The following is a 13,971-nucleotide window of genomic DNA, read 5'->3' on the forward strand; positions in this document are numbered from 1 at the left end:
TCAAAAAATAACACCAATTAGGTTACCAAAAATAATTTAGCCTAAAATGGATAAGTTAATAAGCCCCGCTTTATTGACCAAAATCTATGAGAAAATGTTTCTTGTAGGAAAGTAGGAGCGCTGTTTGGTCAAGGAGACAGCAAGGGGTGACTATTTAGCCTTTCTATTTCCGAAGAGAGACTCCTTAAACGGAATTGATGGGTTAAATCTTGTGCTATGCTGTATTATATCGTGTTGATTATAGGGCATAATGCCAGGGATGTCGTGGCCATGAAGAGATCAGAAAAACAATGTTGTCCTAAGGAAAGGATACTCACTCAGAGTCAAGAATTGCAAGAAGGGGTAGATTTCTCGTGTTGTGCACAGGCTGATAGAGGTACTTCCGATAACTTCTTTCCATTTTTCACTCGATTAGTGCAAGCCAACTTGGCTAAATGGACGGCAGGAATAAGTCCTGCTGCCATCGGCTCTTCTTATTCCACCTGGCTTTGGCAATTGGCCCAATCCCCTGGGGTTTTGTGGGAACTTGCTTTTTATCCGTTTTTTCATGCCAAGGATTGCATTAATAATATCGTTTGTGTTGAACGTGCTGCGGATGGTAAAGACGTGCGTTTTAAAAAAGACAGTTGGCAGCCCATGCCTTGGCGTTTATTCGCCGAAGGATTTTTGCAGATGGAGGATTGGTGGCGACGCGCCACAACGGACGTACCAGGATTGCCCAACCAGGTGGAACGTATTGTTTCGTTCTGGGCACGTCAATCCCTTGATGCCCTATCCCCTTCCAATTTTGTTTGGTCTAATCCTGATTTATTCCATGAAGCCAGGCGCACTGGGGGCCTTAATCTCATCCAAGGAGGCCAAATCGCATTCGAAGATTGGCTAGAAAAGCTAACCGGTGCACCACCTACAGGTTCTGAACATTTTATCCCTGGGAAACAAGTGGCTATTACCCCAGGGCGGGTGGTCTTTCAAAATCATTTAATTGAGCTCATTCAATATGAGGCCCAAACGAAAACAGTCTATAAAGAGCCGATACTTATCTTACCAGCCTGGATTATGAAATATTATATTCTCGATTTATCACCACATAACTCCTTAGTGAAGTGGCTCGTAAGTCAGGGGCACACCGTATATATCATTTCTTGGCGCAATCCTGACAAAGAGGACCAGGATTTGGGGATGGATGATTATTATCGGCAAGGAGCTATGGCTGCATTTGATGCGGTGTCGACCCTTTTGCCAGAAACTAAAATCAATCTGATGGGGTATTGTTTAGGGGGCACCCTGGCCATGATTACCGCAGCTGCGATGGTAAGAGACAAGGACGAACGTTTAAACAGCTTGACCCTCGTGGCAGCCCAAGGGGATTTTACTGAGGCTGGGGAATTAATGCTTTTTGTGACTGAAAGTCAAGTGGATTTTCTTAAAAGTATGATGAGGGAGCAAGGGTATCTGGATACCAAGCAAATGGCCGGTTCTTTTCAGATGTTGCGTGCTTATGACTTAATTTGGTCCAAAATGGTTCAAGATTACATGCATGGCATGCGGCGCGGGATGATTGATTTAACCGCTTGGAATGCGGATGCTACACGAATGCCTTATAAAATGCACAGCGAATACCTTGAAAAACTGTTTTTAAAGAATGATTTTGCCGAAGGGCGTTACACCGTTGAAGGAAAGCCGGTGGCTGCTGAAAATATTCAGTTGCCTGTTTTTGCGGTGAGCACTGAAAAAGACCATGTAGCCCCTTGGCAATCCGTCTATAAAATCCATCTTATGACAGAAGGGGATGTGACCTTTGTTCTCACTGGCGGTGGGCATAATGCGGGCATCATCAGTGAACCTGGCCACTCAGGACGTTCTTATCGTGTTCATGAGCATAAACAAGGCGAGGCTTACTTAAATCCTGGGAGCTGGCTTGCGATGGCAGAGAAGCGGGAGGGCTCCTGGTGGCAAGCATGGCATGCGTGGTTAGTCCAGCAAAACACTAAAAAACGCATTGCATCATCGGTCATGAATCCCTCACTGCCAGCGGCACCGGGAACTTATGTGCTTCAGAAGTAGAGCGTTCTTCTTGAACAATAAAACAGGAGTCAAGGACGGATGAAGAGTAAAAACGCTTGATTGTCGATTTTGCTAATCCGCATTCTATTGGTGCTGCTCAATAGGGCAATGAATTGGTCATTACTTATCAAAATTGAAAAACCAGGGAATAGGTACAAATTTTTAGCCCCCCATTTTCATGCCGCTGGATATTATTAAGCATCTGATAAAGCCGCACCCATTGCTGGGCAAATCCTTTATGTGGATGGCGGCTTTAAAATATAAACGCTCAATGGACTTTCGAGTGAGTTACATGTATTGCCCACCATTGACATCAAAATTGGCGCCGGTAATAAAACCACTTTGCTCTTCTGCAAGGAAAGCAACAACACGAGCAATTTCCTGGGGTTTGCCTAATCGTCCCACAGGAATTTGAGCAACAATCGCTTCTAAAATGTCATCCCTCAGAGAAGCAAGCATCTCGGTATTAATATAGCCAGGGGAGATGGTATTCACTGTGATGCCTTTCTTTGCGACTTCTTGTGCCAGACTTTTGGTAAAACCGTATAATGCGGATTTAGTGGCCGCGTAATTACACTGGCCAAATTGACCTTTGCGTCCATTAACGGAAGAAATGGTGATGATACGTCCATAACTATTATCCAACATGGTGGATATCACGGTTTTCGTCATATTAAAGACACTATTTAAATTGGCATGGATGACATTCTGCCATTGTTCTTGAGTCATCTTTTTCAAAGTGGCATCGTTTGTAACACCGGCATTATTCACTAGAATATCGATCTTGCCGTATTTTTCGATGACCAATTCGGTCACTTTCTCACAATCATTGAAGGAAGAAATATCGGCGTAGACAATGTCGATATCAAAGCCTTGCATGGCCTGTTTTTTCTGCCATTCTTTCGCCAAATCATGATTGCCTTGTTTAAAATAACAGGCAATGACTTGATAATCTAACTTTTGCATTTCCTGGCATATGGCAGTACCAATACCACCAGTGCCCCCTGTGACTAAAGCAACTCGTTGATTCACTTCTTTCCTCCTTGATGGTTTCATACAGTAAAAAAATAAGTGTTATTGTCATCAGAACGGTTTTGCCTAGATCTAATAGTGGTCATTTATTAGATAACTTCTACTTCCTCGGCCTGAGGTCCTTTCTGTCCTTTTCCCATTTTAAAAAGAACAGTTGCCCCATCAGGAAGTGTTTTAAAGCCGTCACTTTGAATTGAACTAAAGTGGACAAAGTAGTCTTTGCCACTGCTTTCAATAAAACCAAAACCCTTGTCTTTATTAAACCATTTGACTTTACCACGAATTTTATTGGCCATTTTTGTTTATTTCCTTATAATCAAGCAGGTTACATAGTGTCATGCCACGTTGTTCTTTTTGTCAATACTTGTTAACCAGAGAGCTCTTAGTGATTTAATGGATTGAATCAGTGGACTCTCCAGTGTTTCCCTTTGTTTTTTTCAATGAAACCACTTTATCACATTGAATCTCAATGGTATTTGTTTTAGCAGCAGATACTCCCCAACATCGTATTCTTTTTCCCTCTTTCTCGATGAATAGCACGTGAATAACCAAATTTTTCCCATAAGTGTTGTCGATGGTGATGCCTTGAGTCTCATTCGTTTTTGTCAGGAGTCTTCCCAGTGAATTGCCACTACGGTGGAACTCTATTAATACTTCAGTATTGGATAAGGAAACATTGTTTATTTTGGAGTCTTTGTGGTATTTGATGTGATAGGATTGCAAGCCAGCATAGGCATTGAGTGTCGTGCAGGAAAAAATTGCCGCAAAAGTAATTTTAAGAAGAACTATTTTTTTTATTTTAAATGACTTGATATCGTTCATGTGATTCCTATCCTTATCTTTGTCCATGTACTTTTACTATTTTGTGTCATAAAATTTTTACATGCCCAATCTTTAATAGCAAACGGATTATCTGCTTAGACGTTGCACTTCTAACCTTAATATGTATAATTCTCAAAAAATTTACATTTCATTAAAATTTAAAGGCATCCATTAAATGGCTCATATAAGCAAATTTTTACCCCAATCTATTGAAGAGGCAAGTAAAATAACCACCGATCCTTTTAAAATTGGAGACCGTGTATATTTTGTAAATGATCAAACAAATGAAACATGGACAATTGTGAATTTTTCATTGAGCTCTATTGATAAAAAACCCGTGGCTATTCTCAGAAGCGATACTTTTGATACCTATTCTTCCCTGGGAAATATCAAATTAATTTGTTAATTGGGCTGATTTCAAAATTAATCAGCTAAATGCTTTACCCAATCAGCAAAAGCCTCATCTTCGAACTGATAAGTTCCAAAATCAATTTTAGTAATCAAATTTTTATTCGATAATCTTCTTAGTGCATTATGAGTGGTATTTTTATTAACACTATCAATTCCAAGGGCTTCACCGAGTTTTTGCAAAGCTAGTTTTCCATGTAAGTCACTTATTCCATTGGCAATCATTGACATTATTATTTTATCGGCCGGCAATAACGTTTCCCATTGACGCTTAAAATTATCATCACTAAATACCCTGCTTTTAGTAGCCGCTAAAGCTGCAGCCGTGCCCTCCTCCGGATTACTTAAATAGTATTCTATGTATCTTCGAAAAAACTCAGGAGTCTTCTTCAGTTTTTCAAATGCATCAAGAGCGTCATGAATACTCATTGGGTATTTCGATATTTTATTTACCCTTTCGACCATAGCCAATACGAAATCTTTTCCTAATAATTCGAAGGGTTCTAGAGGCGCCCAGTTATAAAATGGCTCTGATGCAACCCCAAACATACGTCTTAGAGTGGTTTCCGAACTGCCAGCAAAAATTACTTTTATACGCTCTTTCCTGATATCCAATGCTGCTCTTAGAGCATGAGCAAAATGAGAGTTCTCTTCATATGCCAAAACTTGGGCTTCATCTATTACCAAAATCATTTGATCTTTTGTTTTATCGAAAGCATTCATTGCTTCCATTAATAAAGTACTGGTTCCTTTTTTTGTTTCTGCTAAATCTGTCTCAAGAGTCCTTTCCCCTAGACCTGTAATTTTTCCTGAGGCCTTAACTTTTTTAATATTTATAGGCTTGTTTAAACTGGTCCAAATTTTATTAAATCCTTTTGGCTCAATTGTCTTATAAAATTCGGAAACCAAAGCTGTTGCAGGATCAATTTCTAATTCCCAAAGATTACTATAGACGACAATATAACCTGCCTTTTGAGCTGCAGGTATAAAATCTTGTTTCAAAAATTCGGTTTTTCCCATTCTTCGTCTAGCAAATAATCCTCGGGCAGAGGTTAGACCTATTTCAAATAGATCGAGATATTTTTTAGCTAGTTCGGGGCGGGCATAATGCCAATTGTTGTGTTTTTTCATAAGTTCTTAATAATTCTTAAAGGATTTAAGAATTATTCTATAGGATAGCCTAATCATTAACAATGAAAGTCTTAAAAATTCTTATCGTATTTAAGACTTTTTAAGAATTATCAGAAGTGTCTTAGTATGTGCATAAACCTTCGTGGTCTATTTCTTGCTTTAGAAAATGTTTACTTTTGGGTTGATTGAATCTCAAACATTTTCTTTATAATCGATATATCCTTTAAGGATCAAATATAGACTCTTATTCGCAAAATGTCCTAAACAATTTGTCATTTAATGTATTTGCTACATTGCTACACGACCATCAAATCATTGAAACCTGATGGATAAAATTATCCATTAAATCATAGGGTAATTCGGTTTTTTCTGTTATAAATCCGATTAATTAATTGTAGCAAAACTCGTGCTACTGTATTGCTACATAACGCTACACTAAGAACACCGAAAAAACACATCCTGAAATAGGCAAAAGAGGGTGTCCTCAGTTGTGGCTTGGGTTTCTTCATGTTTTGTTTTTTTAAGTTCTTTTGTTTTTTGCAAAGAGTTCCTTATTTATAATAATTTTCTATAAATAAGGAAAATGGCAGAAACAAGACGTGATCCAGTGAAATTTATTAATCTCTGAAATTGTAGCGATATGTAGCATTTATGTAGCAATATATTGCTACATAAATGCATTCATTTTGATGCGATGAATATTGTTATGATCCTTGTGAACACTGTATTATCTGATCAATATAGGTATGCTCGTTTGTCAACGAGTAGCAAAAGTAGCATGGTGCTCAATGGGTGAATATTAGAATAACGTTTAAATCAAGGGGAAGTTAATGCCTTCTGAAAAATCTCGGTACCTTAACAGAGGACCTAAATCACCTGTGGATATGCATCAGCTGAAAAAGTATTTAAACTCTTTTACTAAAGAACATTTGGCTGAAATTGTTCTTTTAAATGCACAATATAATTCTGTCTTATGGAGGGCTTTAAGTGCATCTATTGGAATGCGACTTGCCAATGGAGACTGGGAAGAGATAAAGAAAGCCATTGACTATGCATTTTATTTCCCTGAGTACATCCGTTATACAGAAAATGGGTATGGATTCATTATTTATGAAATGATTAATGCGCTTGAGTTCTTGTATAAAGATAGAGACAAGCAATTTATTTTGCAGGTTGCTGATTATATGTTTGAGCAGGCAGAACAGGCTCTTGAATCTTTTGAAGAAGGTTGGGATTGGACTTGTGCATTAGAAAGCCTTAAAGACTGGATAAGAAATAAAAAATCAAATGTAAATGAAGGTGTAACTTAATAGAATTAACACAGAAAAAACAACTTTTATCTCATTGGCTTTCTCCTAAATGAAAGGGATCGCAAGCAGGCGCACAATCGTGAAAGAGATGTTGCTTAAAATTTTTTCTTAGGGATACTTAAATAATCTTTTGATTCAACTTCCCTAATCCCCTTTATAAATTTCGTGATGATTGACCTTTTATTATAAAAAGCACTATAATTAAGTCATAATAAAGGTATTTATTTAGGTCATTAAAATGCAAACTTTATATGCAACACAAGTCGCTAGCATTAGCGAATTAAAGAAAAATCCCACAAAACTTATTAATGATGCGCATGGGATGCCCGTGGTGATTCTTAACCATAATGTAGCTGCTGCTTATTTAATTCCAGCAGAAACTTTTGAAAAACTGATGGATGCTGTTGACGAAAGCGAGCTAAAAAGCATTGTAGAACAACGCCTTTCAGAGCCCTTTACGCCAGTTAAGGTTGCGCTTGATGATCTATGAGTTACATTTCCATCCGCTTGCGTTAAAAGAATGGAAGAAACTATCGAAGGAGTTGCAGGAACAGTTTAAAAAACTATTAAAACGGCGACTGGAAAATCCGCATGTTATTTCTGCCAAACTTAGTGGCCATCTTAAAGATTGCTATAAGATAAAATTGCATCAGGCTGGCTATAGATTGGTCTACCAAGTTAACGATAATAAAATGATTCTCCTTGTTGTTGCTGTAGGCAAGCGAAACAAAAATAAAGTCTATGAGTCAGCAGAAGATAGGACTTAAGCTGATGATGAATAGGGTATTTGATGGTGTGCACCTGAAGTGATTCTTAAAAATAACAACTACAGAAACTTGCTAATTTAACTTAGTTTATGCAATCAATTTGATGACTGGATTAATGGTCGTTTTAACAGGTTTAAAAAAATTATTATATCTATTGACCTTGCCGTTACGTCAACCCTTATCGTGTATGTTGTCAATTAGAGGAGAGCAAAATGGCATACACGATTAATCAATTGGCGAGGCTTTCAGGGGTCAGTACCCGCACTCTGCGATTCTATGATGAAATTGCTTTATTAAAACCTGCCTACTATGGTGGCAATCAATATCGTTATTACAAAGAAGAGCAGCTGCTTATGTTACAGCAGATTTTATTTTTTCGTGAGCTTGGTTTTCCTCTAAATGATATCCAACAGATTATGAGTAGTGATGATTTTGATAAAATAGAATCATTAAAAAGACATAAATCTGCTTTGGAATCTAGTCTTGAACGAACAGCAACGCTCATCAAGACGATTGATAAAACCATTTCACATTTAAGAGGAAAAATAATTATGCGTGATGCGGAAATGTATGATGGCTTCGATCCCATCAAACAACAAGAGCACGAAAAATATATGCTCGAAACAGGAGTGATATCACAAAAGCAAATTGATGATAGTTGGACGCGTGTTTCTCACTGGAAAAAATCAAATTGGGAACAGTTTAAAAATGCGGGTGAAAAGCTTAATCTTGAGCTGGCCAATGCATTAGCAAAAGGAGTTAGGACTGATTCGGATGAGGTTCAGGCATTAATCCAAGAACATTACGATTGGGTTAATAATTTTTGGACACCAACAAAGGAGACATATTTAGGACTTGGAAAAATGTACCTGGACCATCCAGATTTTCGATTATTTTATAATAAATATCACCCTGGTTTGGTTGATTATTTGGTAGCTGCTATGAGAGTTTTTGCTGAACGTAAGCTATCGTGATCATCTTGCTCTGCTGATAGAAGCATCAGTAGAGCACTATCTTTCTGGGAAATTATTATGAATACCAAAATTTGCTTTACTAATTCTACTATTCTGTTAAACGATGGCAGAACACTTGGATATGCTGAGTTTGGAGATCCAAAAGGAGAGGTAGTTTTTTATTTTCATGGACTTCCAGGTTCTAGGCTTGAGGCTGGGCATTGGGAAAATATAGCATGTTTAAATCATTATCGATTAATTAGTATTGATAGACCAGGAATGGGTTTATCTTCTAAACATCCAACGCGCACTATTCTTTCATGGGCTGATGATGTTGAGGCTCTTGCCAATTACTTAGGTATCCCTAAATTTTCTATTATAGGTCACTCTGGTGGAGCTCCTTTTGTTGCAGGATGTGGATATAAAATACCTCATCGGTTAAATAAAATAGCGATTGTCTCAGGTATGGGGCCTTTTGAAATACCTGAGGCTACAGCAAGTCTAGGACGAGGACAGCGGTTTATAAATAAAATGATTAAAGCAATACCCCCAATTGCTACCGTCATGGTAAATCTCATGTTTTTGATGCTGAAAAAACCCGGGATATTAAAAAAAATGACGAGTAAAATGTCAGAGGTAGATCAGCGTATTTTAGGTGACACAGAAGCTGGTGATTTATTTATCCAATCATCGTTAGAGGCTTTTAAAGGTGGTATTACAGGCGTATCTCAAGAAATTCAATTAAGCCTAAAGCCTTGGGGATTTGATATGAGCCATATAAAGTGCCCTGTTGTCATTTGGCAAGGTAGATTAGATAAACAAGCTCCGTTAGCTCATGCCAATCTTTATGCAAAATTAATCCCTAACGCCTCACTAAAAGTTTTGGATCATGAAGGACATATCTCGTTGCTCATTAACCATGGTGAGAAAATTTTGCGCAGTGTTCGTGAATAAAATTTTGCATCGTCGCTACTATTTTAGGTTACAACCGTATTGGAAGTAACGATCGTGATAAAAGTGGCATACAAGAGAACATTTTTATTTATATTAGAGCGTTAGATTCAACGATTTTCCCCCAATTTCACAATTGTCGCTATTGCCTGTAAGATAAACGTAGCCCATCGTTTTAAGTTCTGTTTGCAATCCCAATAAATTATAAAACTGCTCACATTCAGCAAGTTTATTAACTGCTAGGGCTATATGTCCCAAACTGGCATTTTTGGGTAACATTTTTTAGGTCCTTATTTGAATGTAAGTTGGTTCATATTGGAAGCATTGTTTATTATTAGATACTCTCAACCCGAAACGCTTGATAAGAAGGTGATTCATAGGGATGAGCCTTCTTTAAGGCCGCAACAGCCACTGTGATTTGCTCTTCAGTACAGATAATTTCTACTTTATATTCAGGTACTCTTTCAAGCTGATTGATTTCCCCAATAAAAGCATGGCTTCCAGGTAATGGCATAAATTGCCCCTCACCCAATGTTTGCCAAGCACAATGCTGATAATGATCAACACTCCCTGCGCCTGTAGCAAAAATAGCATTTTTAACAATTTCTAAATGGGTTTCTGGAACACAAAAACAAAGCATGTACATGATATCACCTATGGGGAAATTAATTCTGATTTCCAAGAATCTTCTATCTTCGTATAGCGAATTACTTCAGAAAAAGAAATAGAGCCGACCGTGTAGAAAATCCATGTTTCTGGGATAAAGCGAAAACCGAAATAATACTCGCTCATAGGGATAGGAAGTCCTGCAAATTGATCACTCAATTCTTTTTTCCTGGTTTCCAATTGGTTTAAATCTTTAATGACAAGTCCTGAAGTAGGAGCATAAGCAGAGAATCTCAATTGGCGTTCACGAGGAAGAGTACTCCAAAAAGCTTCATTTTCTTCTTGAGAAATGGGGATTGCTGTACCTTCTAAAATAACTTGTCGGTTCTGCATCGCAAATAAAAAATTTAAACAGGATTTAGGGTTATTTAATAATTCAGCAACCTTGCGTGTTTTTTGCTGCGTAAAAAATAAAAGACTCTCTGTTTCAATTTCCCGAATGGCCACCACTCGACTATGAGGTTCGCTAGAGCTGCTACAAGTACTTAAAACAGCACAGGAAGGATCCTCAATCCCCCTTTCTTTTTCCTTGTTCAACCATTCTTTTAGCATGTTAAAGGGCACGAGTTTCTCCTGTAAATTGGTGTGATAAAGTTAAAAGTATTAAACAAAACTCATGTTGGCACTTTGCATGCGCGTGGATTCACTTCCACCATCGTTTTTGAACCTGATTTTACAATGCGTATTTGATTGTGCTCCACTAATAATTCAACCGCTTGGTCGCGTTTTATTTTATCTCGCAATGGACTTAATTGTTGAATAGTTCGTAAGGTTGTTGAACTAATATTTTTTTCAATAAACCAGTCCATAAGTTTTAGGGCATCGGAAAACTGCAAAGAAACGGTTTCAGTAGGCATAATTCGTCGTGCTTCTTGCAAATGCCAACTAATTATTTCAATGGCATTTTCGGTATGCTCTACACCAATATCCCCATGGCGTCCTTCAAAAAGATGAAAGAGTGCTGCAAGCCGCGCTGTATTTTCAGCGGCCTTTGACGCGAAATCAACGACATCGACCCACTGGCCTTGAGGTTTTAACCCAGCTTCCACTGCATTAAAAAATAAAATCCATTGTTGTTTTGCGGCCATACTCATTTTCAACAATGGAAGTTGAATACAACCTTGATGGCTTAATTGTTCTGACTGGTTTAAGCAGGCAGTGACGCGTTGCTCATAATGGGTTAGAGAATGTAAAGAGGCAGGCGGCTCTTGGTAAAATCGATTTCCCATACTATTGGCAGGATAAGCCATAAGGCAACGAGCTAAAAAACCGCTTTGTCGGCTAATACCGGATGCTTGCTTGGTAAGTTGTTGTAAGATAAGCGGTTGCATCATCAAGTTAAGTGTTAAACGCCGATTTTCAATGGTAAATCCTTGCGTTGTCTTACGATGTGCTGTGAACGTCTTACCGTCCCACAAACGATTAAGCAATGCTACAAAACGAGTTGGATTGCCTTGCATGCTATGGCTACCCAAGATGATGCCTGCCTCATCAGACCATAAGGATGCAGAAGGCCAACCTTGGGCTAAATGAATAGCCAGTGCTTCTTGGGTAGCATCTTCAAAATAAAGAGTGGGTTGCAAAGGAATTTCCGGTTCTTGATGAATTAACTCATCAAGCATTTCTTTGGCATAATCCGAGTCTTCTCCCGTATAGGTTGCACGTTTGATTTGGGAGAATAAACTGTCTTTTTCCATTTGCCATACTTGGTGTTGCGTTAGCGCTGACAACACTTCAGGTTCGCGCCTTTTACGAATAAGTGTTTCCCAGTGACGCGCTGCCCTCGAAAAAACATTATCTGCAGCAGTTTTTCGGGTGCCAGAGCCGCTGGCAATTAAAAAATAAAGCGATACAGGACTAATTAAATAGTTGTCTCGCGCTACATTGGCAAGTGATTGACATGATAAAGACATGTTAGCCAAGGCGCTGCATGCAATCAAAGGCAGAGGTTGCTGTCCATATTGTTGATAGTCTACTACGGCTTTTTTAACAATTGAGGGAAGTGCCTCAACTGGGTAAGGACAGTCAGGGGCTAAGATTGGGGAAAGTGGAATAGGTTGTCCCCATGTAATGCTTTGATGTAGATTATTTTTAATCTCTAATTCATTCTGTTCAATAGTCATTGTTTTAGAGGATAAAGTTTTGGTTTTCGATTTTACCAGTAGCCTCAGTATGATGTAAAATTAGTGGCTGAAATATACTGATGATGCTAAATACTGGCTCTATGGCGATTCGGATATAGCGCTTCTATTAAAAATTGTTAGGGTCTAGATGATTGTAAAATGTGTACGAGCTGGTGTCCATGAATTAAAACAGATCAATGAGTTAATGTATCGCTCAAAATCTTATTGGGGATATGATAAAGCATTTATGGATAAATTCATGCAGCTTTTTCAAATGACCACAGACTATCTTGAAAAAAATACAGTGCAACTTTTTTGTGAAAGAAATACTGAAAAACCCGAAAAGGTGATGGGTTTTTATAGTTTTAGCATCAGAAATAAAGAGTCTGAACTGGATAATTTTTTTATTGATCTAGATTATATTGGTAAAGGCTTCGGTAAAAAAATGTGGTCTATGATGGTAGAAGATTTTAAATCAAATGGTGTTAGTAGATTCAAATTATGGAGCGATCCTGGTGCTGAACCATTTTACAAGAAAATGGGATGCATCAAAATTGGTGTTAAAAAATCTCCTATGATGCCAAATAGATATCCCATTATTTTTGAGTATAAGATTTGAAGAAGTTTTTTTCATTTTACTCTGGAGTAATGTGGTTTTTTTGAGCAACCCAAACAGTTGCTTCCCCACAATCAGGATCCCTAATGTTATGTACAAGGACTTTAAAATGGCACTTTAGAAGAATTTGAGTATATTCTTCAGACGAAAGGGATGCATGATATAAATCATATCCCCCATTATCACCCCAGACTTCCCCGTACTCGGGTCCGGAAGTAAATATTAATAAACCATTTTGCTCTACCAAAGAAGCAAGAGATTTTAATGTTTTTCGTTGATCATCATGAGGTAAATGAAAGAAACTATGCCAGGCAATGACCGCATCGAATTTCTCTTGTAAATCTAAAGTTCTCATATCAGCAAGTAGCCATTTTGCATCTGGGAATCTTATCTTGTATTGCTCAATCATTTTTTGACTTGCATCAATGCCCGTTACTTTATATCCTTGTTTAATTAAAAATTGTGCTATGGGTTCGCCTGTACCGCAGCCATCCGATATTTCAACTGAACAAAACCACCGCCAATACATTTGGTTTCAAGATGCTCCAGTTCAATGTCTTGTGTCAAATGTACAAATAATGAACGACCAGAACCTAGCAAGACTGGTGCGATGGTTATTGTTATTCATGGATTAAATTCGCGGCTATAAAATTTTGGACAGTTATTCCTCCATCAATATAAAGATGCTTAAATCCTTCATCAGTTAACCGCTTAACGAGCTCGATGGGTGTTTCGGAAGATGCTGAAACATATTTTAAATGAGCAGGAATTTCTATAGGTTTGCTACTCATCACTATGACAGGAAGCTCACCATAAGGCCAAGGGTCGAATGATAAGACTTTCTCAAAAGAATGCCTCCCCATAATGAGTCCATCGACCGTAGATATGAACTCTTTATAACCACCATCCTCACCTGGGGGCACAAGCTCATTTGCTTTCATTAGCCAATCAATAGAACCATTATCTCTTGCAATAAAGCCATCAAGACTTGTAGCAATAAATACAGAACATTTAGCAAACATCATCATTTATCCTTTGTATACAGACTTATTGATTGAGCTCATGCAGTGTAATAGCATTTCCTTCAGAATCGATGATAATTGCCATTCTACATACGGGTGATGAAAA

At 38.0% G+C, this 13,971-nt stretch carries 18 protein-coding genes; 8 read left to right on the forward strand and 10 right to left on the reverse strand.

The annotated features are described in order from the left end of the window. Nucleotides 1–270: 270 nt before the first annotated feature. Complete coding sequence (locus OQI99_RS16050) at nt 271–2,064, forward strand: PHA/PHB synthase family protein (protein WP_031297984.1); 1,794 nt, start codon at nt 271–273, stop codon at nt 2,062–2,064. 288 nt (nt 2,065–2,352) lie between these two features. On the opposite strand, the gene phbB is transcribed toward OQI99_RS16050, so the two are convergent. The 3 genes from phbB to OQI99_RS16065 form a co-directional block, all read right to left on the reverse strand. Further along, on the reverse strand, nt 2,353–3,096 hold the full coding sequence (phbB, locus tag OQI99_RS16055) for an acetoacetyl-CoA reductase (protein WP_021460714.1): 744 nt from the start codon (nt 3,094–3,096) through the stop codon (nt 2,353–2,355). 89 nt (nt 3,097–3,185) lie between these two features. After that, nucleotides 3,186–3,392, reverse strand: a complete 207-nt coding sequence (locus OQI99_RS16060; RefSeq protein ID WP_021460715.1) for a cold-shock protein — start codon at nt 3,390–3,392, stop codon at nt 3,186–3,188. A gap of 94 nt (nt 3,393–3,486) precedes the next feature. After that, complete coding sequence (locus tag OQI99_RS16065; protein WP_021460579.1) at nt 3,487–3,918, reverse strand: hypothetical protein; 432 nt, start codon at nt 3,916–3,918, stop codon at nt 3,487–3,489. Between the two features lie 175 nt (nt 3,919–4,093). Between OQI99_RS16065 and OQI99_RS16070 the strand changes: the two genes are divergently transcribed. Next, nucleotides 4,094–4,324 carry a hypothetical protein gene (locus tag OQI99_RS16070; protein ID WP_021460580.1) on the forward strand — a complete coding sequence of 77 codons (231 nt, stop codon included), beginning with the start codon at nt 4,094–4,096 and terminating at the stop codon, nt 4,322–4,324. A 17-nt stretch (nt 4,325–4,341) separates the two neighbouring features. Here OQI99_RS16070 and OQI99_RS16075 read toward each other — a convergent pair whose 3' ends face one another. Beyond that, nucleotides 4,342–5,457, reverse strand: coding sequence for a hypothetical protein (locus tag OQI99_RS16075; RefSeq protein WP_021460581.1), 1,116 nt, complete (start codon nt 5,455–5,457; stop codon nt 4,342–4,344). 830 nt (nt 5,458–6,287) lie between these two features. On the opposite strand from OQI99_RS16075, the gene OQI99_RS16080 reads away from it, so the two are divergent. The 5 genes from OQI99_RS16080 (at nt 6,288) to OQI99_RS16100 (ending at nt 9,441) form a co-directional block, all read left to right on the forward strand. After that, entirely contained in the window at nt 6,288–6,767 is a 480-nt protein-coding gene (locus OQI99_RS16080) for a hypothetical protein (RefSeq protein ID WP_021460582.1), read from the forward strand. Nucleotides 6,768–7,005: 238 nt separating this feature from the next. Next, nucleotides 7,006–7,257, forward strand: coding sequence for a type II toxin-antitoxin system Phd/YefM family antitoxin (locus OQI99_RS16085; protein ID WP_011212545.1), 252 nt, complete (start codon nt 7,006–7,008; stop codon nt 7,255–7,257). After that, nucleotides 7,247–7,534: a type II toxin-antitoxin system RelE family toxin gene (locus OQI99_RS16090; RefSeq protein ID WP_011212544.1), complete on the forward strand. Its 288-nt coding sequence runs from the start codon at nt 7,247–7,249 to the stop codon at nt 7,532–7,534. Before OQI99_RS16085 ends, OQI99_RS16090 begins: the two co-directional genes overlap by 11 nt. A gap of 212 nt (nt 7,535–7,746) precedes the next feature. After that, nucleotides 7,747–8,508, forward strand: a complete 762-nt coding sequence (locus OQI99_RS16095; protein WP_011212543.1) for a MerR family transcriptional regulator — start codon at nt 7,747–7,749, stop codon at nt 8,506–8,508. Between the two features lie 57 nt (nt 8,509–8,565). Beyond that, a complete protein-coding gene (locus tag OQI99_RS16100) occupies nt 8,566–9,441 on the forward strand; it encodes an alpha/beta fold hydrolase (RefSeq protein WP_011212542.1) in 876 nt (291 codons plus the stop codon). Nucleotides 9,442–9,534: 93 nt separating this feature from the next. On the opposite strand, the gene OQI99_RS16105 is transcribed toward OQI99_RS16100, so the two are convergent. The 4 genes from OQI99_RS16105 to OQI99_RS16120 are packed head-to-tail and all read right to left on the reverse strand — an operon-like array spanning nt 9,535 to nt 12,227. Beyond that, nucleotides 9,535–9,717 (reverse strand): hypothetical protein, encoded by a 183-nt coding sequence (locus OQI99_RS16105; RefSeq protein WP_011212541.1) that lies wholly within the window; start codon nt 9,715–9,717, stop codon nt 9,535–9,537. Nucleotides 9,718–9,772: 55 nt separating this feature from the next. After that, a complete protein-coding gene (locus OQI99_RS16110) occupies nt 9,773–10,084 on the reverse strand; it encodes a hypothetical protein (RefSeq protein WP_025520126.1) in 312 nt (103 codons plus the stop codon). Nucleotides 10,085–10,092: 8 nt separating this feature from the next. Continuing rightward, nucleotides 10,093–10,668 (reverse strand): pyridoxine/pyridoxamine 5'-phosphate oxidase, encoded by a 576-nt coding sequence (locus tag OQI99_RS16115; protein ID WP_021582681.1) that lies wholly within the window; start codon nt 10,666–10,668, stop codon nt 10,093–10,095. Between the two features lie 50 nt (nt 10,669–10,718). Then, the gene (locus OQI99_RS16120) at nt 10,719–12,227 is read right to left on the reverse strand and encodes a YfjI family protein (protein WP_021460635.1); all 1,509 of its coding nucleotides are present in this window, start codon (nt 12,225–12,227) and stop codon (nt 10,719–10,721) included. A gap of 148 nt (nt 12,228–12,375) precedes the next feature. On the opposite strand from OQI99_RS16120, the gene OQI99_RS16125 reads away from it, so the two are divergent. Next, nucleotides 12,376–12,846, forward strand: a complete 471-nt coding sequence (locus OQI99_RS16125; protein WP_021582682.1) for a GNAT family N-acetyltransferase — start codon at nt 12,376–12,378, stop codon at nt 12,844–12,846. Nucleotides 12,847–12,862: 16 nt separating this feature from the next. On the opposite strand, the gene OQI99_RS16130 is transcribed toward OQI99_RS16125, so the two are convergent. Together OQI99_RS16130 and OQI99_RS16135 are read right to left on the reverse strand one after the other, a co-directional pair. Next, nucleotides 12,863–13,372, reverse strand: coding sequence for a class I SAM-dependent methyltransferase (locus tag OQI99_RS16130; RefSeq protein ID WP_021460632.1), 510 nt, complete (start codon nt 13,370–13,372; stop codon nt 12,863–12,865). A gap of 91 nt (nt 13,373–13,463) precedes the next feature. Then, entirely contained in the window at nt 13,464–13,868 is a 405-nt protein-coding gene (locus OQI99_RS16135) for a dihydrofolate reductase family protein (protein WP_230305094.1), read from the reverse strand. Between the last annotated feature and the right edge of the window lie 103 nt (nt 13,869–13,971).

Origin of the sequence: Legionella sp. PATHC039, assembly GCF_026191275.1 — a bacterium.
Lineage (GTDB): Bacteria > Pseudomonadota > Gammaproteobacteria > Legionellales > Legionellaceae > Legionella > Legionella pneumophila.

Bases quoted from the DNA above. Each gene is read 5' to 3' on its own strand.
- OQI99_RS16050 (WP_031297984.1), top strand. From the start codon at position 271: ATGAAGAGATCAGAAAAACAATGTTGTCCTAAGGAAAGGATACTCACT.
- OQI99_RS16060 (WP_021460715.1), bottom strand. From the start codon at position 3,392: ATGGCCAATAAAATTCGTGGTAAAGTCAAATGGTTTAATAAAGACAAG.
- OQI99_RS16065 (WP_021460579.1), bottom strand. From the start codon at position 3,918: ATGAACGATATCAAGTCATTTAAAATAAAAAAAATAGTTCTTCTTAAA.
- OQI99_RS16070 (WP_021460580.1), top strand. From the start codon at position 4,094: ATGGCTCATATAAGCAAATTTTTACCCCAATCTATTGAAGAGGCAAGT.
- OQI99_RS16075 (WP_021460581.1), bottom strand. From the start codon at position 5,457: ATGAAAAAACACAACAATTGGCATTATGCCCGCCCCGAACTAGCTAAA.
- OQI99_RS16080 (WP_021460582.1), top strand. From the start codon at position 6,288: ATGCCTTCTGAAAAATCTCGGTACCTTAACAGAGGACCTAAATCACCT.
- OQI99_RS16085 (WP_011212545.1), top strand. From the start codon at position 7,006: ATGCAAACTTTATATGCAACACAAGTCGCTAGCATTAGCGAATTAAAG.
- OQI99_RS16090 (WP_011212544.1), top strand. From the start codon at position 7,247: ATGATCTATGAGTTACATTTCCATCCGCTTGCGTTAAAAGAATGGAAG.
- OQI99_RS16095 (WP_011212543.1), top strand. From the start codon at position 7,747: ATGGCATACACGATTAATCAATTGGCGAGGCTTTCAGGGGTCAGTACC.
- OQI99_RS16100 (WP_011212542.1), top strand. From the start codon at position 8,566: ATGAATACCAAAATTTGCTTTACTAATTCTACTATTCTGTTAAACGAT.
- OQI99_RS16105 (WP_011212541.1), bottom strand. From the start codon at position 9,717: ATGTTACCCAAAAATGCCAGTTTGGGACATATAGCCCTAGCAGTTAAT.
- OQI99_RS16110 (WP_025520126.1), bottom strand. From the start codon at position 10,084: ATGTACATGCTTTGTTTTTGTGTTCCAGAAACCCATTTAGAAATTGTT.
- OQI99_RS16120 (WP_021460635.1), bottom strand. From the start codon at position 12,227: ATGACTATTGAACAGAATGAATTAGAGATTAAAAATAATCTACATCAA.
- OQI99_RS16125 (WP_021582682.1), top strand. From the start codon at position 12,376: ATGATTGTAAAATGTGTACGAGCTGGTGTCCATGAATTAAAACAGATC.
- OQI99_RS16130 (WP_021460632.1), bottom strand. From the start codon at position 13,372: ATGTATTGGCGGTGGTTTTGTTCAGTTGAAATATCGGATGGCTGCGGT.
- OQI99_RS16135 (WP_230305094.1), bottom strand. From the start codon at position 13,868: ATGATGTTTGCTAAATGTTCTGTATTTATTGCTACAAGTCTTGATGGC.